The sequence below is a fragment of the Ochrobactrum quorumnocens genome (assembly GCF_002278035.1).
GTDB classification, from domain to species: Bacteria; Pseudomonadota; Alphaproteobacteria; order Rhizobiales; family Rhizobiaceae; genus Brucella; species Brucella quorumnocens.
Genome location: NZ_CP022604.1, coordinates 452,307 through 473,319, shown reverse-complemented (window position 1 = coordinate 473,319; position 21,013 = coordinate 452,307). Strand labels below are relative to the sequence as shown.

Here is a 21,013-nt window from a genome sequence, read left to right as displayed (position 1 = left end):
TATTGTGAAAATTTTCTAACTGCCTGATGCAAAAACTTATTTGCGCAATAGGAGATATTAGATGTCTGTTATAAGCTGGATTATTCTAGGTCTGATCGCCGGCTTCATCGGCAGCAAGATTGTCAATAAAAGCGGCCAGGGACTGTTCTTCGACATTGCGCTAGGCATTGTCGGGGCAATCGTTGGCGGCGTTCTTTCTTCATCTCTTTTCGGTCGCGGCGTCACTGGCGCCTTCGATCCAATCAGTCTGATTATCGCCATTATCGGTTCAATTATAGTTTTGTGGGCTTACCACAAGATCACCGGCAAGCGTTCCATCGGCTGAAAAAACCATTTATATATGCTGGCTCCGGTTCGCGCCGGAGCCTTTTCATATCTTGTCTTCTGAAAGTGCCACCTTTTAATGATGAGCTTCATCGAGCCCTACATCACCGCCTACGGCGCGCTGGCACTTTTTATTATTGTCTATTTTGAATCTTTCGGCGCACCGCTTCCCGGCGAAAGCGCTCTTATCGCTAGTTCTCTTCTGGCTCTTCATGGCACGCTGAATATCGAAATCGTTATTCTGGCCGTATTTGTTGGCGCAGTCTTAGGCGACTGCACCGGCTATGCCATTGGACGCTTTGGTGGAAGAGCGCTCATCCTTCGCTACGGAAATTATGTGAAGCTTACGCCCGAACGGTTCGACAAGTTCGAGAAGATGTTTGAGAGCAAAGGTATCTACGTGGTCGCAACGGCGCGCTTCGTCGTACTTCTAAGGCAATTAAACGGCATTGTTGCAGGGTCCGTGAAAATGAATCCGCTGCATTTTTTATGCGCCAATGTGGTGGGTGCTGCCGGGTGGACGCTTGTGTGGGGACTTGGCCCCTATCTTCTGAGCGGCGTGCTTGCGCCCTACGCCGCTCAACTCAAGGCAATGTTTTAATTATTCAGCGTCCAGCGGTTCAGTGCCAGCAGGCTGACCATCGCGACCGATGCGGATTTTCTCGACCTTGTCTTCAGCTGATTTCAGTAGCGTGTCGCAATGCTTCTTCAACGCTTCGCCGCGCTCATAGATGCGGATAGATTCTTCCAGCGGCACGTCGCCCCGCTCCAGATCATCGACGATCTTCTCAAGCTGCTTCAAGGCGTCCTCGAAGCTCATAACTGCAATGTCGGTGTTGGACGGTTCGGTTACCATTGTTTATCCTTTCAACAGCCGCGTAATATGAGAAGACGCGGACTGCGACAAGCCCTCAAGATCATATCCACCTTCAAGCACGCTCACCAGTCGGTGATTGCAGAACCGTTCTGCACGTTCCATGAGCTTGCCCGTCGCCCAATCGAAATCCGCCTCATCGAGATTGATCTCGGCCAGCGGATCGCGGAAATGCGCGTCGAAGCCAGCTGAAATAAGGACCAAATCAGGCCGGAAGTTGTCCAAAGCTGGCAATACACGACTATTAAATGCCTCACGAAATTCGCGACTGCCGGTATTGGGCGAAAGTGGTGCATTGACTATGTTGCCTACCCCAACCTCATCTTTCCTGCCCGTGCCTGGAAAAAGAGGAAACTGATGCGTCGAGCAGTAGAGAACGCTTGGATCGTCTTTGAAAATATCCTGTGTACCATTGCCGTGATGCACGTCCCAATCGATGATTGCGACGCGCTCGGCACCGTGATTGCGCTGCGCATGACGGGCAGCGATAGCAACATTGTTGAAAAGGCAAAAGCCCATTGCTGTTGAAAGTTCGGCATGATGACCGGGAGGACGCGACGCGACAAAAACATTGTCCGCCTGCCCGGAAAAAACATCATCGACAGCAGCGTTCGCGGCACCAATCGCCAGAAGGGCAGCTTCCCAGCTTTTCGGGCTCACATAGGTATCCACACCAAGTTTATTGATTGGCTGCGGTGCTTCTTCGTCGTCAATCGGGTCCGGTATCTCATTCCGGACCGTTTCGACATAACTCCCGGGATGCGCGAGCAAAATGGCATCTTCCGAGGCCATTTGCGCTTCCACACGATCAAGACGATAAAAATCCGGCCCTTCCAGCTCGCTCATCAATGCACGAATGCGATCGGGCCGCTCGGGATGACCGGGCGGCACGTTATGTTCAAGATAGATTGGATGCCAGTAAAGCCGTGTGGTCATGTACTCACTTTAGAGAGCCGTGCGCCCTTCTGGGCGCTACACAAGATCGCTCTATGCTATTGATGCTACAGCATCGCGACATTCAGATGATTTCAGTGCGCGCGATGTTGATACCGAAACCTTCGAGCCCGACATAGTGACGCTCACGCGATGCCAACAGCACGATCGAAGTGATACCGAGATCCTTCAAAATCTGGGCTCCCAAACCGATCTGACGCCACTCTTCCTCGCGGGCTACGGCCTCGGCATGGGCTTCATGTTCACCGAGCAGAGCTTCGCGTGCACGCGCATCACGATGATCACGACGCACACCAACCGAGCCTTCACGCAGATAAACCATAACGCCGCGGCCTTCCTTGCCCATACGTTTCATGATCTCGTCGAGATTGTTGCCACCTTTTCCAAACACATCGCTCAGCACATCTTCGCGATGCAGGCGGACGGGCACATTTTCGCCATCACGAATGTCACCAAAGACCACCGCCACATGCTGCATAGGCTCCCATGGGAGTTCGTAAGTATAAGCATGTGCCTCACCAGCACAGGTGTCTATTTTAGCGTCACCAATCCGCTTGACGAGTGTTTCCTTACGCTGACGATAGGCGATTAGGTCAGCAACCGTCACGCGATGCAGCTTGTGCTGTTCAGCAAAAGCCGTCACATCAGGCCCACGCATGACAGTTCCATCATCATTAATCAGTTCGCAAATGACGCCGATGGGTGGCAGATTTGCGAGCTTGCAGAGATCGACAGCCGCTTCGGTATGGCCGGAGCGCATCAGCACTCCACCTTCACGCGCAATGAGCGGGAAAATATGGCCTGGGCGTACAAAATCAGCAGCACCAGCATTGGGATTTGCCAGATTACGCACCGTGAGCGTGCGGTCATCAGCCGAAATGCCGGTCGTCGTGCCATGGCGATAATCAACCGTGACAGTGAATGCAGTTGTATGAGCGGATTCGTTTTCAGCGACCATTGGCGCAAGATTGAGGCGCTTGGCTTCTTCACGTGGCATAGGCGTGCACACGATGCCAGACGTATAGCGCACGATGAAGGCCATCTTTTCCGGCGTGCAATGCACTGCTGCAACGATCAGATCGCCCTCGTTCTCACGACCGTCATCATCCATGACCACAACGATTTCGCCACGCTCGAAAGCCCGCAGCGCATCAACGACCTGTTTCTGATTATAGCTCATTTCAGCCTCAATGGTTGTACCACAGCTTCAGTCGAAAACCGGCCCTCAGTTCCTGAAACTATTCTCTTTATACCAAGGCGCTAAGATGCTGACGCATCACGCCTCGAAAATGTTCAGTCGCCATAAAGGCTTAATCAATACCCAATGAGTTGCACCCTGGGGTATTGGTCTTACCCGTCACACGCGGCCTGTCTGACCACGGTGGCGCAAATAATGATCAGCAATTGCGCAGGCGACCATAGCTTCGCCAATTGGCACCGCACGGATACCCACGCAAGGATCATGACGGCCCTTGGTCATTACATCAACTTCCCTGCCGTCCTTATCGATGGACTTGCGCGGAGTGAGGATCGATGAAGTCGGCTTGACCGCAAAACGCGCAACAACTGGCGCGCCCGTCGCGATACCGCCCAGAACGCCGCCCGCATGATTGGACAGGAACATCGGCTGTCCGTCATTGCCGATACGCATTTCGTCAGCATTTTCTTCACCGGTCAGGCGTGCGGCCTCAAAACCATTACCGATTTCAACGCCCTTGACGGCATTGATCGACATTAGCAGGCTTGCGATATCCTGATCGAGCTTGCCATAGATCGGCGCGCCGATGCCGGCTGGCACGCCTTCAGCCACGATTTCAATAATCGCGCCAATGGAAGAGCCATTCTTGCGAATGCCGTCCAGATAATCGGCGAAAACCTCAACCGAACCGGCATCAGGCGTGAAGAACGGATTGTTATCGACTTCATCCCAGTTCCAGCGCGTGCGGTCGATATCGTGAATGCCCATCGAGACCAGCGCGCCGCGCACCTCAAGACCTGGAACAACTTTTCGAGCAATCGCCCCAGCAGCAACACGTGCTGCCGTTTCACGCGCAGAGGAACGTCCACCACCGCGAAAGTCGCGAATGCCATATTTGACGTCATAGGCGTAGTCGGCATGGCCCGGACGATACTGCCGCGCGATATCGCCATAATCCTTGGAACGCTGATCAGTGTTTTCGATCATCATCGAAATCGGCGTGCCGGTGGTAGTCATGGTCACGCCATCATCGCCAAGCAGAACGCCAGACAACACGCGTACCTGATCCGGTTCGCGGCGCTGGGTTGTATACTTCGACTGGCCGGGCTTACGTTTGTCGAGATAGGCTTGGATTTCGGCTTCCGTGAAGGTGATGCCGGGAGGGCAGCCATCCACCACACAACCAAGCGCCAGACCATGGCTTTCGCCCCAGGTTGTTACGCAGAAGAGATGACCAAAACTGTTATGAGACATTGCTAAGCCCGATTAAGGAATGCGCCTTTTCAGGCAGGATACGCGCTGGTTTTATTGGCCTTTTCAGCCATGGTCAAATTATAGCTCGGAATAGGTTCATCGAGATCGCAAAATTTCCTTCGGATCATCCACATACCGCATTCTTTTTGACACATTCCGCCCACTAAAATGGGGTCGATAATCACATTGCGCTGCCCATTTTCTATCCGTACAGTCAGACTATACAACCAGAGGGAAAGTGATTGCGCAAAATGCAATTCGTGTCGAATCAGTCAAAGGACAGACTGGCACACAAAAGGAGGATGACAGCCATGCAGTATGTGGTGGGACTGATCTTCATCATTGCCTCGCTTTTCTCGACCGTCGCCATGGCGGATGATGTCGAGGGCAAGATCACTGGTATCAATCAAGACAAAGAAACTATCACGCTGGATGATGGCAAAACCTATAAATTGCCCGGTGAGTTTGACTATTCCGCGATTTCCAAAGGTATGAAGGTCATCATTCTCTATGATGAAGCTGATGATACCCGCTTCATTACCGACATTCAGGAAGCGCCGTAAATATCATTTCACCTCAAGCACAATACCCGTGTCGTGTTGGCGAACAAAATCGACGCGGGTTCCGTTCCAGTGATAGCTGTAATGCCTCCCCTGGACGGGAATCGTTATAACATTCGGCCAGAAAATCCCGATGCAAAAGCCACCGCGCATCCGCACGCTCGGCCAGAGAAGTCCCTGACTTCCCTGAGCGCGCAGTTCTCGCCCCTCGACATGCGAAGCCGTATAATCGACCGGATCAAGCACGTCCGGCACCTTGCTCACATCATCGAGTTCCCGATCGACACTCCCAATCAGCGCCCGAAAGTCTGAAGTCCATCCGGGCTCTTCATTTGTTGCGCGCATGAATTTTTCATGATGGTGGATGGTTTCAGCAACCGCCACATTTTCACGGTCCGCAGCATAATAAATACCGTAGCTTCCGTCGCTAAAGCGACCGGGTCGCTGCGTGGAGCAATGCACGAACGGCGCCATCACGTAAGATGCGCCGTGGCCCGCTACTCGCCGGTCGGCAGGCACTTTTCCAAGATCGCCAATCTCGAAACGAATACGCGGATTGGTCTTTTCTTCAACTGAAGCCAGAGCCTCCCAATCGCGGGGATCGGCGATATCTTCAAACAGATCAATGGGGGGATGGATGGAGCGGATGATGCGATAAGTCTGCGGCCAGTGAACTTGGCGCTTTACAGCCAGCTCACTTACCATGCGCCGCGCTCCGCATTTAGCCAGTCGCGAAGGGCAGCAAGATCGGAAATTTCACCACGCAGCATGAGATCAAGCGCCGAAAGCCCGCCAAAAGCGGCATTGGGCTTTCTGATCCAGGCGTAGCCGCGCGCAGCATCACGAAACAGATAACGCAGGCCTTTGTGAATGCCCATAAGATGCGCCATCCGCATCCGCAAATCGCGATCAATGCGACCGATAGTACCTTCTTTCCAACGAGCCCATGTGCGCGCTGACATATCGCCCAAGAGCGTACAGGCTTCCGTGTCCGACAGCTTCCAAGCTTTGAGCAAGTTGACCGTGGTGCGTGCAAGTGCGCCCGCTTCCTCGTCAGTGATCACGCTTGTCAGACCGCCTGCGGGCGTTATGCTGATTGGTTGAAGTTCCATCGCTCACCTTCCTTATGGCGGAAAGATAGCATATTTTTGCCAAATGGCAATAAAGGCGTTTTATGACCTACGACCCTATGCCTTCCGAATCCACCCGCTGCGGATGACCTGTGCCCATTCCTCCCTATTCGCTTGCTCGGCAAGCGTGATCATACGTGTGGTATCATAAGGAATACTACGGAACGTGACCTGCCATCCCAGAGCACCATCTTCGATAATGGCATAGGAGGCATTCGGTGTTCCTGTCTCGACAATATGCGGCACCGGTTGATCATCAAAATAGCCGGGACACCCCACACTTCCTGGATTGACGATCTGGCGACCGTCACTCAAACGCACCACGCGCGGCGTATGCGTATGACCGCAGAGGATAAGCGAAGCGGCAACATCTTCTGCCTCCGCTTCGATTTCATCACGACCACGCAGAACGACATCGCCGGTTCGTTTGACCGTTTCTAGCCAATAAGTCATGTCGCTCGTCGGCGTACCATGACAGATAAAAATTCGCCCGTCCGCGAGTGTTAGGGTTGCGGGCAAATTGCGCAGCCAAGCAAGATGCGGCTCTTCGAGTTGCTCAAAAGCAACGCGATCCGATGGCCCCATCTCGGCGATAGACTTTTCGACCAACCAGCGGTCATGATTGCCACGAATGGAGATCATCGCGCGCGCCATCAGCATATCCGCCGTCTCACGGGCTGCGAGCGGCCCGCTCAGATGGTCACCTAGATTGATAATGGTTTCGATACGCAACGCATCGATATCAGCGAGTACAGCTGCCAGCGCATCGCTGTTGCCGTGAATATCAGCAATAACTGCAAAGCGTTTGAAGAGCATACTATTCTCGCAAGGTGAGCTTTCAGCGCGGGTATTACAACGCCTCTTCACAGACCTAAAAAGTTACCCGGCTTTTTAAACCCACTCAAGCTTGCCGTTTTCAAACTTCAGAATCTTATCCTGCGGAATGGAGAGATTTGCGGCGGCGTGACCATCCATATCGCCATAGAGATAGAACAAGGTGCGGATACAGCCGCCGTGCGTCACGCAAACGGTTGGCCATTCCACGGCCTCAACCCAGCGACCAATCCGCTGTGAAAGCCGCATGTAGCTTTCGGCAGTATCTCCCGGTGGGATGAAATTCCATTTATCGCGGGCACGGGCTTCAACGAGATCGACGCTTTCCTTGGCAATGTCTTCCATCATGAAGCCTTGCCAGTCGCCGAAATTCACTTCCATCAGTTGTGGATCGGTGCGGAAGTCGTATGGGTCGAGCCCCATGCGCAAACGAATACGCTCCATAGTTTCGCGCGTACGGCGCAGCGGGCTTGCCACGAAATCGTAACCTGCCCCATTGCCGATAAGCGATTTCAGCACATCGCCGTTGCGATCAGCCTGCGTACGGCCATGGGCGTTGATATCAATATCGAGCTGCCCCTGTATGCGCTGCGAAACATTCCAGTCGGTTTCACCGTGACGCGAAAAGTAGATGATCTCCCGAGCCAAAACCCTACCTCTATCTGCCGCTTGATTTCATCGTTTGATGCGCAGTGTTGCGCATGTGCTCTTTCTCGATAGCCTTCCCGCACGGGAAAGACATAAGAAAAATCCCGAAAAGTCGGTCAACTTTTCGGGATTTGGTATTATCTGGCTCAGTCCTTGACGACCGAGATATCCGGCGCATCGACCGCCTTCATGCCAATGACGTGATAACCACTGTCGGCATGATGTACTTCGCCGGTAACCGAGCGAGACAGGTCGGAGAGGAAGTAGAGACCAACGTCGCCTACTTCATCGATGGTCACGGTACGGCGCAGCGGCGCATTATATTCATTCCACTTGAGAATATAACGGAAGTCACCAATGCCGGATGCAGCCAGCGTCTTGATCGGGCCAGCAGAAATCGCGTTGACGCGAATGTTCTGTGGTCCAAGATCGACTGCGAGATACTTTACGCTTGCTTCAAGTGCTGCCTTTGCAACGCCCATGACGTTGTAGTTCGGCATAACTTTTTCAGCACCGTAATAGGTCAACGTCAGAATAGAACCGCCCTCAGCCATCAGCTTTTCTGCACGGCGCGAAATTGCCGTAAGCGAATAGACTGAAATCAGCATCGTGTTCTGGAAATTGGCTTCGCTTGTGTCGACGTAACGGCCAGTCAGTTCATCCTTGTCGGAGAAACCAATCGCGTGCACGACGAAGTCGAGCTTGCCCCACTTCTTTTCAAGTGCTTCAAAAACAGCATCAATGCTTGCACCGTCAGAGACATCGCAATGTCCAGCGACGAAAGCGTCCAATTCTTCAGCCAGTGGCTCGACGCGTTTCTTCAACGCATCACCCTGATAGGTGAATGCAAGTTCCGCTCCAGCTTCACGAGCGGCCTTGGCAATACCCCAGGCGATGGAACGGTTGTTGGCTACGCCCAGAATCAATCCGCGCTTGCCCTGCAACAAACCAGACTTTGCGGTCATTAAGGGTCCTCATTGAAATATAATCAACTAGATGCCCTATCGCACAGGCTTGCACAGGCTTCAAGCAATTGCGCGTAAAAAGCCGGGTATTGTGATTTTATCGCACAGCACAGTTGTGCTCGTGCATCGGCTGCGGGTGGGAAATGTGCCAGCATAGATGGTTTCCGGGGCTGAATGCAGTAACCGCTTCCAGCCCCGGTGCCGTTTAGTCAGTCTTGCGCTTGCGCAAAAACTCTTCCAGCTCCGTGTCACCGCCTTCCGGCAGCATAATACGGACGTGAACATAAAGATCGCCATGGCCACCGGCCTTGAGCGGCAAACCTTTGCCTTTCAGCCGCAGTACCTTGTCGGAACTGGACCATGCAGGAACCTTGACGGCTATGCGGCCATTGAGCGTATCCACTTCCGCTTTGCCTCCAAGAACCGCATCGGCAAGCTCGACAGGAAGATCAACGTGCACATCGCGGCCTTCAAGTTTGAAGCGCGTGCTCGGCTTGAAGTGGATCGTCACCAAAGCATCGCCCGGCGTGCCGCCCACAATGTGTTCGCCTTGCCCTTTAAGCCGGATGGTCTGACCATCCTCAACAAACTGCGGCAGCTTGATCTTCAGATGTTTACCGTTCGGAAATACGGCTTCAACCTTGTCGGCACCAGCTGCCTGTTCAAGCGTGATGTTGATAGACGCAGCAAGATCACTGCCCTTGACGGGTCCGCGCTGCTGACGTGCACCACCGCGAGCACCGCCGCCAAAAGCACCGCCGAACAGATCGTTCAATATGTCTTCCGCACCGCCAAAGCCGCCTTGCTGACCACCACCGGCACCACGAAATTCAAAATTGCCGCTCCCGCCACGCTGGCGAAAACCGGCGAACGGATCGCCACCGGCACCACCAAAACCGCCCTGCCCGCCGAAACCCTGCCCACCGAACCCCTGAAAGGCTGGCTTGCCTTCGGCATCAATTTCGCCTCGATCAAATTGGCCACGCTTGTCTTTGTCGCCAACAATCTCGTAAGCCTGATTAATCTCCGAAAAACGCTCCTGCGCCTTTGGGTCATCCTGGTTCTGATCCGGATGGTGTTTTTTGGCCAGCTTGCGAAAAGCCGATTTTATTTCTTCGGGCTTCGCCGTTTTGGCGACGCCCAATACGCTATAGGGATCGCGCATAAAAGTCCTCATTCAGGAAAAATGACTGTAATCTCAGTCTTTAGACTCAGTTTGCCATAATATGCGCACTAAGCTCAGAAACTTCCAGAGTTATAGAGGACTGTTTCCCAGAAAGCTTAAATTGGTGCAAAAGAAGTCAGGGTCCACTGGCCGCCGCGCTGCATGCACGTCTCACCACGATAAATGGAAACGCCGTCAAATGCTTCGCGCGAAGTTTCAAACTTCCGACATAGGCCATCATCGGATTTTGTCTCGGCAATCGTAGTGATCGTTCCCTGACTGCCGGTATCGGGATTGGCCCAAGGCACCGGCTTTTTACCCCATTGGGTGAAATCAAGCGCAGAGACGACACTCTTAATCGTAGACTGATCCGAAAGCTTGCCGGTATCTGTTTCAACCTTTTGGGCTGGCTTTACTGAACCGGTGATCGTCGAAGAATCAGGCACCGCTTTTTCGATACTGAACCCGCCCATGGCGCAACCAGCCAATGACATCACAACCATAGCAAGAGCTGCATGGCGTAGAAGCGCCACGCTTAAAACTGCAGAGTCGTCATATTTTTCGCGGCGAGCGGATAAAGCAGCCAACGGTCTTCCCTTAAATACACCCTAAAGATGTAGCGAATATGGGGGATATGGAGTTAACAAGCGGTTCGCGGGCAAGGTAAACAAATCAATACCAAAGGACAACGGTATAAAACTGGCGGGCACAGCTTCCTTCGTTCAAGCTGTTTCCCGGCATGCAAACAACTGAAATGCGATTTGATCTAATGGTGTTTAACGGGCATCGAAGCCGAACCCGTTTCACACTTTTCGGGATACGCTTTAAATCTGCCATGTTTGGATTTTCAGATTGCACGAATATCGAACCGGGGAGGAATATGTGATTTCCCGTCGTGGGTTACTGATTGGTGGTGCAGTTTTGGCCACCGCGCTAAACATGCCTGTTTTGTCCGCAAGGGCACAAAGCACCCGGATTCCGCTCTGGCCAGCCTTCCCGCCCGGTGGTGGCGGCCCCAGTGGTTCTCAGCAAATCAGTGCAAAAGGCGCAATCACTAACATTGCCGCGCCAAGTCTTGAGGTTTTGGCGCCCAAACGTCCAAACGGTGCAGCGATGATCCTTGCAGGGGGCGGCGGATATAAGCGCATCGAGGAAGGCAAAGAGTCCGATCCTGCCGCTCGCTGGCTTGCAGAAAGAGGCATCTATGCTTTTCTGCTGACCTATCGCTTGCCGATTGAGGGCTGGACGAATGGACCGCTTGCATCACTACAAGATGCGCAACGTGCTTTTCGTGTTGTACGTGCGCAAGCTTCAAACTGGAGTATCGATCCAAACAAGATCGGCGCGCTTGGCTTTTCAGCAGGTGGCCATCTGATGGGCCTCAACGCCACGCGCTCGGCTTTTCCGTCTTACCAGCCCATCGACAGCATCGATGTACAATCCGCACGGCCAGATGTTGCGGCACTCATTTATCCCGTCATCACGCTCGCAGTGCCCTATGACCACACCTCAACACGACGCTCACTCGTGGGGAAACACCCCACAGATGAAGCAGTGAAGCAATGGTCGGTCGAGAGCCATGTGGGCAAAGATTGCCCTCCGATCTTTCTCACACAGGCCGATGACGACCCCATTTCAAATCCGGCCAACAGTCGCATCATGCAGCAGGCTTGTGAGCAAGCAGGCGTAGCGGTGGAATTTCACGCAATCGCATCAGGTGGCCACGGTTTTGGCATGGGTCGCCCTGGCACTCCGACGGCAGAGTGGCCGATCTGGTTTGAAAACTGGCTCCGCGCGCAAAACATGCTTGTGTAATCTGCCGCAACAAGCGGGCATGGACAAAGCTTACGAATTGGACGAGGTTCCTAACCGCAAACAAGCGAACATGCCTTCCATCAGAACTGCGAAACAAACAAATGACCAGCGCCACCGACGACTTCACCCAAAGCTCAGAACCGTTCAACCTCTTCGCTGAATGGCTCAATGATGCAACCAAGAGCGAACCGAACGATCCGAACGCACTGGCTCTGGCCACTGTCGATCCAGATGGGCTGCCCAATGTGCGCATGGTGTTGCTCAAGGATTTCGATGAGCACGGCTTCGTCTTTTACACCAATTATGAGAGCGCAAAGGGACAGGAAATCCTGTCTGCCGAAAAAGCTGCAATGTGCTTTCATTGGAAGTCGCTGCGCCGTCAGGTGCGAGTGCGCGGCCCTGTAGAAAAGGTTAGCGACGCAGAAGCCGATATTTATTATGCCTCACGCCCGCGTGGTAGCCGCATCGGTGCCTGGGCATCCAAGCAGTCGCGTCCGCTTGAAAGCCGCTTTGCACTGGAAAAGGCTGTTGCTGAATATACGGCCCGATATGCAATTGGCGAAATCCCTCGCCCTGCTCATTGGTCTGGTTTCCGCATTCGCCCAACTTCCATTGAGTTCTGGCATGACCGTCCATTCCGTCTGCATGATCGCGTGTTGTTCACGCGACCCACGCCGGAAGGCGACTGGAACAAGGACAGGCTCTATCCATAGTCGAACAACAAAAAGGCCACCGTTTCGGTGGCCTTTTTGACCTTCTAGACCAGCGGCTTGACCGCGACCCAGAGGCTTCCAAGTACAAGACCTAAGAAAATAATAAGCCCGACGATGTTGTTCGATTTGAACAATCTCAGGCACTGGTCCGGATTATCGATATCGAGCACGATGATCTGGCGATAAAGATGTGCACCTGCGGCAAGCAGACCTGCCAGCGCGGGCATTGGTACCTGAGCCACTGCAAAAGCTGCCGCGAAAAACCCGATCGCACCACCATAAAGCACCATGAGCGCCGTCTTGGTATGCTTTCCGAAAAGGCGCGCAGTCGAGCCAACACCGACCAACGCATCATCTTCCTTGTCCTGATGTGCATAAATGGTGTCATAGCCGATCACCCACAGAATCGCGCCGATATAAAGCAGCACAGGTGGAAGCGCGAGCGAACCTTCGACTGCCGCCCAGCCCATCAGCGCACCCCATGAGAAGGCAAGCCCAAGTACCAGTTGTGGCCAATTGGTAAAACGCTTCATGAAGGGATAGGCCGCGACGATCAGCAGCGAGCCAACTCCAAGCCCGATAGAGAACCAGTTGAACTGCAACACAACGACCAGACCAACCAGAGCCTGCAAGACCAGAAACAGCTTGGCCTGTTTGCGCGTCACTTGCCCTGACGGCAGTGGCCGCGACCGGGTGCGGTCGACCTTATCGTCGATGTCCTGATCGGCAAGGTCATTATAGGTGCAGCCAGCACCGCGCATAGCCACAGCTCCAATAAAGAACAGTACCAGATGCCACGGCGACGGCATAACTGCCCATGCGCCATCGCCCGGTTGTGCGCCGGCCCCTGCAACAAGTGCTGCCGACCACCAACATGGCCACAACAGAAGCTGCCAGCCGATTGGCCGGTCCCAACGCGCAAGCTGTGCATAAGGCCAGAGCCAGGGTGGCAAAATACGATAAACCCAATGGCCTGATGGCGCGTCCTTTACCCGTCCGCGGTTTTCCCGCGACTGGACATCCGACTTTGCCTCTAAATGCTGCATGACTGCCTGCTTTCCTGAAACTGCGACGGTCTAGGGATTTGAATTTGGCGCTTGAATTCCGGCTGATTGGAACACAGTTTCAAACGTCAAATTCGAAAAATCCACTAGATATATAAACTCGCTACTGGTCCTTTGATTCCGATATTTGCCCAATGCTTGTAACCGAGGGATACAAATGTCGAAAACAGACCACCAGTCCGCTTTTTATCGAAAAATTGCGGCACTGCCCTTGCTCGCACGCGCGATGGGCAATAGAGACGCGAAGTAACTACAGCATCGGCCCAAAAATCGGAATGGATTTTTGGAAAGCACGATGCGTAGATTCATTAGTTTAGAGTGTCCTTTGTGCGCCCAAGAGGACGCACGGCGCTCTAAGTGGCTATTTACTTATCTCACGCGCAGGGAGCAAGGCATGAAAGTTCTGTTGATCGGTTCTGGTGGCCGCGAGCACGCACTGGCATGGAAACTTGCCGCTTCTGCGAAGCTCGAAAAGCTCTATTGCGCGCCTGGCAATCCTGGCATTGCCGAATATGCAGAACTTGCAGCACTTGATGTAACCGACCACGCAGCAGTCATCGCCTTTGCCAAGGAAAAAGCTATTGATCTTGTCGTCGTGGGACCTGAAGCGCCGCTCGTAGCGGGCCTTGCCGACGATTTGACTACGGCGGGCATTCGCGTCTTCGGACCATCGAAGCTTGCAGCTCAGCTTGAAGGCTCCAAGGGCTTTACCAAAGACCTCTGCGCGCGCTTTGATATCCCGACCGGTGCCTATGGTCGCTTCAACAATGCGCCAAAAGCCAAAGCCTATATCCGAGAAATGGGCGCACCTATCGTTGTCAAAGCGGACGGCTTGGCTGCCGGCAAGGGCGTAGTTGTTGCCATGACACTCGATGAAGCGCTCGACGCAGTCGACGCCTGCTTTGAAGGCGCGTTTGGTTCAGCCGGTGCCGAAGTCGTCGTTGAAGAGTTCCTCGATGGCGAGGAAGCAAGCTTCTTCTGCATTTGCGATGGCAAGACGGCACTGTCACTCGGCTCAGCACAAGATCACAAGCGCGTCGGCGACGGCGATACGGGCGTAAACACCGGCGGCATGGGAGCCTATGCTCCTGCCCCTGTAATGACGCCCGAAATCGTTGAGCGTACCATGCGCGAGCTCATCGAGCCGACCATGCGCGGCATGGCAGAAATCGGAGCGCCATTCTCCGGCGTACTCTTCTTGGGGCTGATGATTTGCAAAGATGGCCCCAAGCTCATTGAGTACAACACCCGCTTCGGTGATCCTGAATGTCAGGTACTGATGATGCGCCTTGAAAGTGACCTGCTCGACCTCATCAATGCTGCCGTTGACGGCAGGCTTGATCAAGTGTCGCTTGAATGGAAAGACCAGCCCGCGCTTACAATCGTCATGGCTGCAGAAGGCTATCCGACCAACGTGAAAAAGGGCAGCACCATTCGCGGCCTTGACAAGCTCGAGGGCATTGAGGGCCTAAAGGTTTTCCATGCAGGCACTGCAGAAAAAGACGGCGAACTCATTGCGAATGGCGGGCGCGTACTCAACGTTACAGCGATTGCCGAAACTGTCGCGAAAGCACAGGCCAATGCCTATGATGCCGTGAAGAAGATCGACTGGCCGGAGGGGTTCTACCGCTCAGACATCGGCTGGAGAGCCGTCGAGCGCGAACGCTCGGGCAAGTAGTTCAGGCTATATGAACACGGTTGCGTCCTGCCTTTTTGGCTTGGTAGAGCGCGGCATCGGCGCGACGCATTGTTTCATAAAGACCTTCGTCCTCGACCTGCTCTGCCACACCAAAGCTCGCAGTTGGACCCCAATCAGGGGATTTTCCTTCGAAGCGCAGTTCACATAATGCCTGGCGCAGGCTTTGCGCCAGGGCTTCAGCAACTGTCATATCACTATCCGGAATGAAGACCACAAACTCTTCTCCACCCATGCGTGCTGCCACGGCTGATCGGGGCAATTGTGATTTGAGCAATTTGCCAAAGGCTGCGATAACCCGGTCGCCACCATCGTGCCCATAGGTATCATTGACGCGTTTAAAGAAATCCAGATCGCTCATGATCACCGAATAGCGAATACGCGCGCCCTTGCGCACCAGCACCCGCGAAACATGGCGATCAAAGCCGCGGCGATTATAAATCTGCGATAATTCATCGACTTCTGACTGCTCGCTCGCCTCCCCCACCATATGCGAAACCGTGCTTAGCAGCAGAAGCAGTCCCCGCGCGACCTGAACGAACACGCCTATCGAGAGCGAGACAAGCACATGGAGCGTATTAACCTCATCCTCGGGGCGCATGTCAGAGCCTGGCGAGGCAATGAGCAAGGCTTTCGACAGATAATGGAGGCAACTGAAGATCGCGAGCGCTATCATCAGTTTATCAACCAGCCGCAGCATTCCAGAGCGATAGATCACCCGGATCATCAGAAGCTGAACGAGGCAAAGTGGTAGCTGATAGAGAAAACGATGCAGGAAAGATGTCCGCGGCAGATCGTAGATCAAAACATTACACACAATGGCAGCGACGAAGAACCCACCAATGAGCTTCCAATCAATCTTCTGCCTGTAGATGCTTTGCAAGCCAATAATTATCGCGAGAAAGGTAGCCATCAGAAGCGCAAATGAAACGGGCACGAGCACCCGTGGATTGGCAGCAAGCGGAATCCAGTAACCGGAGATTGCGACAAGCGCTGCAGATATCGACGCAAGCGTGAACCAGCGCGGGGCAGAGTAATTCCGTTCCTGAATGGCAACGAAAGCGAATGTCAGGATAAAAACGCACGAAACCGTCAGATTAACAGTCAGAAAATACGGTACGAGCGTCATATAACGGTCCCTTTGAACATGCTTATATTCTAAATGAAGACCAAGAAAATTTCGTTAAACGGCGGAATTCCCATATGCCATTGTTCTGGTTGCGGTTTACGGATCGTCATCCGTTAGGCTCGAAAATTATATAGTTGCAACGTTCTTTCGTAATATTCAGTTCGCACTATTTTATATTGATAATAGTATTTTTATGATTTTTGGAAAAGTGTCTTGTAAATGCCACGAATGCCGCATATATATCGGGCATCGATTTTGTTTTCGAATGTTGCGGCGCGATTTCGCCACCCGGTATTTCTTTCAAACTCGTGAAATTCGGCGATGGATTTCGATCCATTATATATTAACCGTGCGATTTGAAAGGAATTCAACATGGCAAACGGAACAGTAAAATTCTTTAATTCAACCAAGGGCTTCGGCTTCATTCAGCCTGATGACGGCGGCGTAGACGTGTTCGTACACATCTCTGCTGTTGAGCGTTCGGGCATGCATTCGCTGAACGAAGGCCAGAAGGTTAGCTTCGACGTGGTCGCAGACCGTCGTTCGGGCAAGAATGCAGCTGAAAACCTGCAGGCTCTCTAATATTTTTTGGGCGAGGTTCTAAACAGCTTCGCCCAGATAATAGAGCCAAGAGATTTGTCTCCGACCTTTGACCACGGATGTACTGGCACTGATCGTTGAGACAATATGAAGGTCGGGTATTGCCCGGCCTTTTTTATTTTTTACTGCTGTATTTGTTAGGCGCCTTGCGCCCTAGCGGGCGTACAAAGGTCGCTCTAACAGCTCAAATTTGCCGCTTAGCATCACCTTCGATCCGATATGATGTAAGGCGTTGAGCAACGGAAAGTGGCGCAGTCAAATATAGAGAAGCTGTGATACAGCAACTATTGGAGAACCGTCCATGTCAGATAACGAAAAAGAACAACTGACCAAAGATACGCTCTTCAAGTCCAATCCTTCGAGAATGGAAGCGAAGAACGCGACGACCGACAAGGCCGCTAAAGCCATTCTACAGGGCGAACGCGATGCCGTAGATGCAAAGACAGCGCGGCTACGTGCGGCGCGCCTCAACCGCGACCAAGCTGAATAACATCACAGCCACTCTTGAAACTATCAATAACTTCATCGTGTGAATATTGACGTTTACGTAATAAGCCGATAGCTCTTACTCATGACCAGCCATCAGGCTGAACGGATTGCCAGAGATTTACGGGCAATTCGGAGCCTTTTGAGGAAAAGGTTTTTAGGAGGAAAGATGTATCGCGCGCCGGTTTCTGAAATTTCCCATACGCTTATGAAGGTCGCAGGCCTCGAAAAAGCTATAGAGGATAGTCGTTTTCCTGAATTTTCTGCCGATTTGGCGGAAGCTATTCTGGAAGAGGCTGGCAAGTTTGCCGCCGAGCGCGTCGAGCCGCTTCGTATCCCTGGCGACAAACATGGCGCCACGTTGAAAGATGGCGTTGTCACCACTGCTCCAGGCTGGAAAGAGCTTTATGCCGACTGGATTGCAGGAGGTTGGAACTCGCTAACTGGCACGCCGGAATATGGCGGTCAGGGCCTGCCGACAATGATGTCGGTGGCGGTCAGCGAAATGTGGAACTCCGGCACACTGGCTTTTGCCATCGCTCCCACACTCACCATGGGTGCGGTTGAAGCGCTGGAGAAGCACGCATCAAAAGAGCTCAAAGACATCTATCTCGAAAAGCTCATCACCGGCGAGTGGATGGGCACAATGAACCTGACCGAGCCGCAAGCTGGCTCTGATCTCGGTGCTTTGCGCGCGCGCGCAGAGCGGAGCGATGATGGCAGCTATCGCATCTTTGGCCAAAAGATTTTCATCACTTACGGTGAGCATGACCTGACCGACAATATCGTGCATCTGATGCTGGCACGCCTGCCCGATGCCCCTGCTGGCACGAAGGGCATTTCGCTGTTTCTTGTGCCGAAGTTCCTCGTCAATGAAGATGGTTCGCTTGGCCGCCGTAATGATCTTTTCTGCTCAGGCCTTGAACACAAAATGGGGATTCACGCCTCCCCTACCTGCACTATGATCTATGGTGACGGCTTTGCGAAGGGGGAAGAACCCGGAGCAGTTGGCTATCTGATTGGCGAAGAAAATCGCGGTCTCGCCTGCATGTTCACTATGATGAACAATGCGCGTCTCCTGGTTGGTATTCAGGGCGTTGGCGTAGCGGAAGCTGCCTATCAGCAAGCATTGAACTACGCCAAGGAACGCAAACAAGGCCGTGCTGTTGGTGCTGATCCCAAGCAGGGCATGAGCCCGATCATCAAGCACCCCGATGTGCAGCGCATGCTGCTCACCATGAAGGCGTTGACGCAAGTTGCCCGCTCCATCACTTATTCCTGCGCTCACGCAATTGACATGAGTCATGCGACCGAGGGGGCAGTCGCGCAATTCTGGTCGGACCGTGCTGGCCTTCTCACGCCTTTGGCCAAAAGCTTTGCAACCGATGTCGGTGTTGATGTGGCCTCGCTTGGTGTGCAAATCCATGGCGGTATGGGCTTCATTGAAGAAACGGGTGCGGCGCAGCTACTGCGCGATGCCCGCATTACTCCAATCTATGAAGGCACAAACGGCATTCAAGCTATCGACCTCGTGCTACGCAAATTGCCAATTGGCAATGGCGAACATATCACGGGCTTCTTTGCCGAATTGCAGGATGAGGCTGACAAGGCCAAGGCATCAAACCGTCCTGAACTTGGTGAAACAGGCACGCGCCTGTCCGTTGCTATTGACGAAGCCCGCGTAGCCACCGACTGGCTGCAAAAGGCAGCAAGCGAAGGCCGGACAGAGGAAGCGCTCGCTGGAGCCACACCGTATCAGCGTCTGTTGTCGCTAACCGTTGGCGGTGCGTATCTCGCACGTGCAGCTCTGACCAGCGATGATGACGGCCGGGCAGCTCTTTGTCGGTTCTTTGCTGAAAACATGTTGGCGGAAGTTAGTTCCTTGAAAGACACCGTCATCACCGGCGCATCGAGTCTCGCCGCCGCCAAATCTGCACTGGAGGCGTGAGCATGAGCGAGCATATTCTGATTGAGCGTCAAGGTTCCGTGCAGATCATCCGGCTTAACCGGGCTGACAAGAAGAACGCCATCACGCGTGCGATGTATGCCGCGATGGCCAAGGCGCTTGTTGATGGCGATGCAGACGACGCCGTGCGCGTGCACGTGTTTCTCGGCGTTCCGGGCGCTTTTTCATCCGGCAACGACATGCAGGATTTCATGGCTGCCGCCTCTGGCGGCAATATGGGTAATGATATCATGGATTTTCTCGCAGCCCTTTCGGGTGCGAAGAAGCCGATTGTCTCAGGCGTTGATGGCTTAGCCATCGGGATCGGCACGACTATTCATCTGCATTGCGACCTAACATTTGCCACCAATCACGCCTTGTTCCGGACGCCCTTTGTCGACCTTGGGTTTGTGCCGGAAGCAGCTTCCAGCCTACTTGCACCGCCATTGATGGGCCACCAGAAGGCATTCGCACTATTGGCGCTGGGACATGGCTTTGATGCACAGGCAGCCCTTGAAGCCGGCATTGTCTTTAAGGTTGTCGAAAGCGGAGAGCTGGAAACGGAAGTGTTAAAGGCTGCTGAAGAAATAGCCGCCAAACCTCCACAGGCCATGCAGATTGCACGTAGACTGATGCGAATGCCTGCTGAACCCGTCGCTGATCGCATAGCACGGGAAGCCAGGCACTTTGCCGAGCGGCTCACCTCGAACGAGGCGCGCGAAGCCGTAATGGCGTTTCTCAGTCGTAAGAAATAATCCGAACAAAAAATTACCCGGATGGGGTTACCATCCGGGTGGCTTGCTGGAGGTCAGCCAAGTTGGTTGCTCCGGCATCGGCGGTTTTTGATATCTGGAAAGGTCCTTCGTCTTTCCAGACGACCACCGAGCGGGGCGTTATTCCTTAGATAGTGTAGAAATCTGACGAGAACGTGTTCACACGCGAATGTGATGAATTCTGGGTTTCATTTCAGTTTCTGGCAATAATCTCACGGCCTTCAATCACCATGCGAACACCCAGCGAACCGGTCTTGCGACGAGCAAGGAAGCGCGGGCGACGGCGACGTGGTTCCTGCCCCTGACGACGAGCCTGCGGCTCAGAGGTGCGCACAGGTCCAGTGCTTTCATAAAGCGGACGAGCAATACCATCTTCTTCGACCAGCATCATCGGCAGATTGAAAGTTGCTGCCCATGCGCGCCAGTCAGCAGCAACATCGGTCAGGTCATGAGCAACGAGCAGTGGCACTGAAAGCTGCGGATCTTCATGCATCAGTTCAAGCGTTACGGTGATTTCACCGAACTCATCTTCCACAGCGCGGGCAGCCACACCAACAAACGCATTGATCGGCAGCGCGATCGACATTGGCAGGCCGCTCGAAGGCAAAACCTGCCGGATGACAGCACCACGTTCGCTGATGGTGAAGGTTACGTCTGCATCGCAATCTTCTGCCGCATAAGTCACTACCTGCGGAAGGTGAAACGGATCGAGCCGAAGTTCCTGACCTGCCCATTCTGGCTTCTTAAGTCCGCTGCTCATCATTTTCGACGCCTCTGTCTATCTCTGCCTGTTTTTTGAGAGCCAGTTATTCCGGCTTCTCTTATGAGCGATGTTCGCTCTTGTTGATTTGGAGAATAGACCGCGTTTATTACCGATGCGCTTAAC

At 53.4% G+C, this 21,013-nt stretch carries 24 protein-coding genes; 10 read left to right on the top strand and 14 right to left on the bottom strand.

Going from position 1 to position 21,013, the window contains the following annotated elements:
- The first annotated feature begins 61 nt into the window (after window positions 1-61).
- Window positions 62-325 carry a GlsB/YeaQ/YmgE family stress response membrane protein gene (locus CES85_RS11690; RefSeq protein WP_024896155.1) on the top strand — a complete coding sequence of 88 codons (264 nt, stop codon included), beginning with the start codon at window positions 62-64 and terminating at the stop codon, window positions 323-325.
- 81 nt (window positions 326-406) lie between these two features.
- Complete coding sequence (locus CES85_RS11685) at window positions 407-925, top strand: DedA family protein (protein WP_095447848.1); 519 nt, start codon at window positions 407-409, stop codon at window positions 923-925.
- On the opposite strand, the gene CES85_RS11680 is transcribed toward CES85_RS11685, so the two are convergent.
- From CES85_RS11680 to aroC, 4 genes are all read right to left on the bottom strand, one after another.
- Complete coding sequence (locus CES85_RS11680) at window positions 926-1,180, bottom strand: exodeoxyribonuclease VII small subunit (RefSeq protein ID WP_007873761.1); 255 nt, start codon at window positions 1,178-1,180, stop codon at window positions 926-928.
- 3 nt (window positions 1,181-1,183) lie between these two features.
- Window positions 1,184-2,134, bottom strand: a complete 951-nt coding sequence (locus CES85_RS11675; RefSeq protein WP_095446149.1) for a histone deacetylase family protein — start codon at window positions 2,132-2,134, stop codon at window positions 1,184-1,186.
- Between the two features lie 82 nt (window positions 2,135-2,216).
- On the bottom strand, window positions 2,217-3,332 hold the full coding sequence (ribB, locus tag CES85_RS11670; RefSeq protein ID WP_095446148.1) for a 3,4-dihydroxy-2-butanone-4-phosphate synthase: 1,116 nt from the start codon (window positions 3,330-3,332) through the stop codon (window positions 2,217-2,219).
- Window positions 3,333-3,509: 177 nt separating this feature from the next.
- Window positions 3,510-4,604 (bottom strand): chorismate synthase, encoded by a 1,095-nt coding sequence (gene aroC, locus CES85_RS11665; RefSeq protein ID WP_095446147.1) that lies wholly within the window; start codon window positions 4,602-4,604, stop codon window positions 3,510-3,512.
- A gap of 311 nt (window positions 4,605-4,915) precedes the next feature.
- Here aroC and CES85_RS11660 point away from each other — a divergent pair, with 311 nt between their 5' ends.
- Complete coding sequence (locus tag CES85_RS11660) at window positions 4,916-5,167, top strand: DUF1344 domain-containing protein (RefSeq protein ID WP_095446146.1); 252 nt, start codon at window positions 4,916-4,918, stop codon at window positions 5,165-5,167.
- Between the two features lie 3 nt (window positions 5,168-5,170).
- Here CES85_RS11660 and CES85_RS11655 read toward each other — a convergent pair whose 3' ends face one another.
- The 7 genes from CES85_RS11655 to CES85_RS11625 all read right to left on the bottom strand — a co-directional run bounded on the left by CES85_RS11655 (window position 5,171) and on the right by CES85_RS11625 (window position 10,493).
- Window positions 5,171-5,869, bottom strand: coding sequence for an RES family NAD+ phosphorylase (locus CES85_RS11655; RefSeq protein ID WP_095446145.1), 699 nt, complete (start codon window positions 5,867-5,869; stop codon window positions 5,171-5,173).
- Window positions 5,863-6,276, bottom strand: coding sequence for an MbcA/ParS/Xre antitoxin family protein (locus CES85_RS11650; RefSeq protein ID WP_095446144.1), 414 nt, complete (start codon window positions 6,274-6,276; stop codon window positions 5,863-5,865). Before CES85_RS11650 ends, CES85_RS11655 begins: the two co-directional genes overlap by 7 nt.
- Window positions 6,277-6,351: 75 nt before the next feature.
- Window positions 6,352-7,110 carry a metallophosphoesterase family protein gene (locus CES85_RS11645; protein ID WP_095446143.1) on the bottom strand — a complete coding sequence of 253 codons (759 nt, stop codon included), beginning with the start codon at window positions 7,108-7,110 and terminating at the stop codon, window positions 6,352-6,354.
- A 75-nt stretch (window positions 7,111-7,185) separates the two neighbouring features.
- The gene (locus tag CES85_RS11640) at window positions 7,186-7,776 is read right to left on the bottom strand and encodes a histidine phosphatase family protein (RefSeq protein WP_095446142.1); all 591 of its coding nucleotides are present in this window, start codon (window positions 7,774-7,776) and stop codon (window positions 7,186-7,188) included.
- Between the two features lie 146 nt (window positions 7,777-7,922).
- Window positions 7,923-8,741 (bottom strand): enoyl-ACP reductase FabI, encoded by an 819-nt coding sequence (fabI, locus tag CES85_RS11635; protein WP_095446141.1) that lies wholly within the window; start codon window positions 8,739-8,741, stop codon window positions 7,923-7,925.
- Between the two features lie 205 nt (window positions 8,742-8,946).
- A complete protein-coding gene (locus tag CES85_RS11630; RefSeq protein WP_095446140.1) occupies window positions 8,947-9,906 on the bottom strand; it encodes a DnaJ C-terminal domain-containing protein in 960 nt (319 codons plus the stop codon).
- Between the two features lie 116 nt (window positions 9,907-10,022).
- A complete protein-coding gene (locus CES85_RS11625; protein WP_244923275.1) occupies window positions 10,023-10,493 on the bottom strand; it encodes an RT0821/Lpp0805 family surface protein in 471 nt (156 codons plus the stop codon).
- Between the two features lie 295 nt (window positions 10,494-10,788).
- On the opposite strand from CES85_RS11625, the gene CES85_RS11620 reads away from it, so the two are divergent.
- Window positions 10,789-11,721, top strand: coding sequence for an alpha/beta hydrolase (locus CES85_RS11620; protein ID WP_095446139.1), 933 nt, complete (start codon window positions 10,789-10,791; stop codon window positions 11,719-11,721).
- A 101-nt stretch (window positions 11,722-11,822) separates the two neighbouring features.
- Window positions 11,823-12,434 (top strand): pyridoxamine 5'-phosphate oxidase, encoded by a 612-nt coding sequence (gene pdxH, locus CES85_RS11615; protein ID WP_095446138.1) that lies wholly within the window; start codon window positions 11,823-11,825, stop codon window positions 12,432-12,434.
- Window positions 12,435-12,478: 44 nt separating this feature from the next.
- Here the strand turns inward: pdxH and ubiA are convergent, their stop codons facing one another.
- On the bottom strand, window positions 12,479-13,480 hold the full coding sequence (ubiA, locus tag CES85_RS11610; RefSeq protein ID WP_095446137.1) for a 4-hydroxybenzoate octaprenyltransferase: 1,002 nt from the start codon (window positions 13,478-13,480) through the stop codon (window positions 12,479-12,481).
- A gap of 412 nt (window positions 13,481-13,892) precedes the next feature.
- Here ubiA and purD point away from each other — a divergent pair, with 412 nt between their 5' ends.
- A complete protein-coding gene (gene purD / locus CES85_RS11605; protein WP_095446136.1) occupies window positions 13,893-15,176 on the top strand; it encodes a phosphoribosylamine--glycine ligase in 1,284 nt (427 codons plus the stop codon).
- Window position 15,177: 1 nt separating this feature from the next.
- On the opposite strand, the gene CES85_RS11600 is transcribed toward purD, so the two are convergent.
- On the bottom strand, window positions 15,178-16,323 hold the full coding sequence (locus CES85_RS11600; RefSeq protein ID WP_095446135.1) for a GGDEF domain-containing protein: 1,146 nt from the start codon (window positions 16,321-16,323) through the stop codon (window positions 15,178-15,180).
- A 372-nt stretch (window positions 16,324-16,695) separates the two neighbouring features.
- Between CES85_RS11600 and CES85_RS11595 the strand changes: the two genes are divergently transcribed.
- The 4 genes from CES85_RS11595 (at window position 16,696) to CES85_RS11580 (ending at window position 20,109) form a co-directional block, all read left to right on the top strand.
- Window positions 16,696-16,905: a cold-shock protein gene (locus CES85_RS11595; RefSeq protein ID WP_024896137.1), complete on the top strand. Its 210-nt coding sequence runs from the start codon at window positions 16,696-16,698 to the stop codon at window positions 16,903-16,905.
- A gap of 319 nt (window positions 16,906-17,224) precedes the next feature.
- Complete coding sequence (locus CES85_RS11590; protein WP_095446134.1) at window positions 17,225-17,413, top strand: hypothetical protein; 189 nt, start codon at window positions 17,225-17,227, stop codon at window positions 17,411-17,413.
- Window positions 17,414-17,578: 165 nt separating this feature from the next.
- Window positions 17,579-19,357: an acyl-CoA dehydrogenase family protein gene (locus CES85_RS11585; RefSeq protein ID WP_095446133.1), complete on the top strand. Its 1,779-nt coding sequence runs from the start codon at window positions 17,579-17,581 to the stop codon at window positions 19,355-19,357.
- A gap of 2 nt (window positions 19,358-19,359) precedes the next feature.
- Window positions 19,360-20,109, top strand: coding sequence for a crotonase/enoyl-CoA hydratase family protein (locus tag CES85_RS11580; RefSeq protein WP_095446132.1), 750 nt, complete (start codon window positions 19,360-19,362; stop codon window positions 20,107-20,109).
- 211 nt (window positions 20,110-20,320) lie between these two features.
- Here the strand turns inward: CES85_RS11580 and CES85_RS11575 are convergent, their stop codons facing one another.
- A complete protein-coding gene (locus CES85_RS11575) occupies window positions 20,321-20,890 on the bottom strand; it encodes a DUF6101 family protein (protein ID WP_095446131.1) in 570 nt (189 codons plus the stop codon).
- Window positions 20,891-21,013 lie beyond the last annotated feature (123 nt).

What these genes read in the sequence shown, in the direction of transcription:
- pdxH (WP_095446138.1), top strand. Translation starts at nt 11,823, where the DNA reads ATGACCAGCGCCACCGACGACTTCACCCAAAGCTCAGAACCGTTCAAC.
- CES85_RS11655 (WP_095446145.1), bottom strand. Translation starts at nt 5,869, where the DNA reads ATGGTAAGTGAGCTGGCTGTAAAGCGCCAAGTTCACTGGCCGCAGACT.
- CES85_RS11600 (WP_095446135.1), bottom strand. Translation starts at nt 16,323, where the DNA reads ATGACGCTCGTACCGTATTTTCTGACTGTTAATCTGACGGTTTCGTGC.
- CES85_RS11630 (WP_095446140.1), bottom strand. Translation starts at nt 9,906, where the DNA reads ATGCGCGATCCCTATAGCGTATTGGGCGTCGCCAAAACGGCGAAGCCC.
- aroC (WP_095446147.1), bottom strand. Translation starts at nt 4,604, where the DNA reads ATGTCTCATAACAGTTTTGGTCATCTCTTCTGCGTAACAACCTGGGGC.
- CES85_RS11685 (WP_095447848.1), top strand. Translation starts at nt 407, where the DNA reads ATGAGCTTCATCGAGCCCTACATCACCGCCTACGGCGCGCTGGCACTT.
- CES85_RS11660 (WP_095446146.1), top strand. Translation starts at nt 4,916, where the DNA reads ATGCAGTATGTGGTGGGACTGATCTTCATCATTGCCTCGCTTTTCTCG.
- purD (WP_095446136.1), top strand. Translation starts at nt 13,893, where the DNA reads ATGAAAGTTCTGTTGATCGGTTCTGGTGGCCGCGAGCACGCACTGGCA.
- CES85_RS11675 (WP_095446149.1), bottom strand. Translation starts at nt 2,134, where the DNA reads ATGACCACACGGCTTTACTGGCATCCAATCTATCTTGAACATAACGTG.
- CES85_RS11690 (WP_024896155.1), top strand. Translation starts at nt 62, where the DNA reads ATGTCTGTTATAAGCTGGATTATTCTAGGTCTGATCGCCGGCTTCATC.
- CES85_RS11650 (WP_095446144.1), bottom strand. Translation starts at nt 6,276, where the DNA reads ATGGAACTTCAACCAATCAGCATAACGCCCGCAGGCGGTCTGACAAGC.
- CES85_RS11580 (WP_095446132.1), top strand. Translation starts at nt 19,360, where the DNA reads ATGAGCGAGCATATTCTGATTGAGCGTCAAGGTTCCGTGCAGATCATC.
- ubiA (WP_095446137.1), bottom strand. Translation starts at nt 13,480, where the DNA reads ATGCAGCATTTAGAGGCAAAGTCGGATGTCCAGTCGCGGGAAAACCGC.
- CES85_RS11680 (WP_007873761.1), bottom strand. Translation starts at nt 1,180, where the DNA reads ATGGTAACCGAACCGTCCAACACCGACATTGCAGTTATGAGCTTCGAG.
- ribB (WP_095446148.1), bottom strand. Translation starts at nt 3,332, where the DNA reads ATGAGCTATAATCAGAAACAGGTCGTTGATGCGCTGCGGGCTTTCGAG.
- fabI (WP_095446141.1), bottom strand. Translation starts at nt 8,741, where the DNA reads ATGACCGCAAAGTCTGGTTTGTTGCAGGGCAAGCGCGGATTGATTCTG.
- CES85_RS11590 (WP_095446134.1), top strand. Translation starts at nt 17,225, where the DNA reads ATGTCAGATAACGAAAAAGAACAACTGACCAAAGATACGCTCTTCAAG.
- CES85_RS11575 (WP_095446131.1), bottom strand. Translation starts at nt 20,890, where the DNA reads ATGATGAGCAGCGGACTTAAGAAGCCAGAATGGGCAGGTCAGGAACTT.
- CES85_RS11595 (WP_024896137.1), top strand. Translation starts at nt 16,696, where the DNA reads ATGGCAAACGGAACAGTAAAATTCTTTAATTCAACCAAGGGCTTCGGC.
- CES85_RS11585 (WP_095446133.1), top strand. Translation starts at nt 17,579, where the DNA reads ATGTATCGCGCGCCGGTTTCTGAAATTTCCCATACGCTTATGAAGGTC.
- CES85_RS11645 (WP_095446143.1), bottom strand. Translation starts at nt 7,110, where the DNA reads ATGCTCTTCAAACGCTTTGCAGTTATTGCTGATATTCACGGCAACAGC.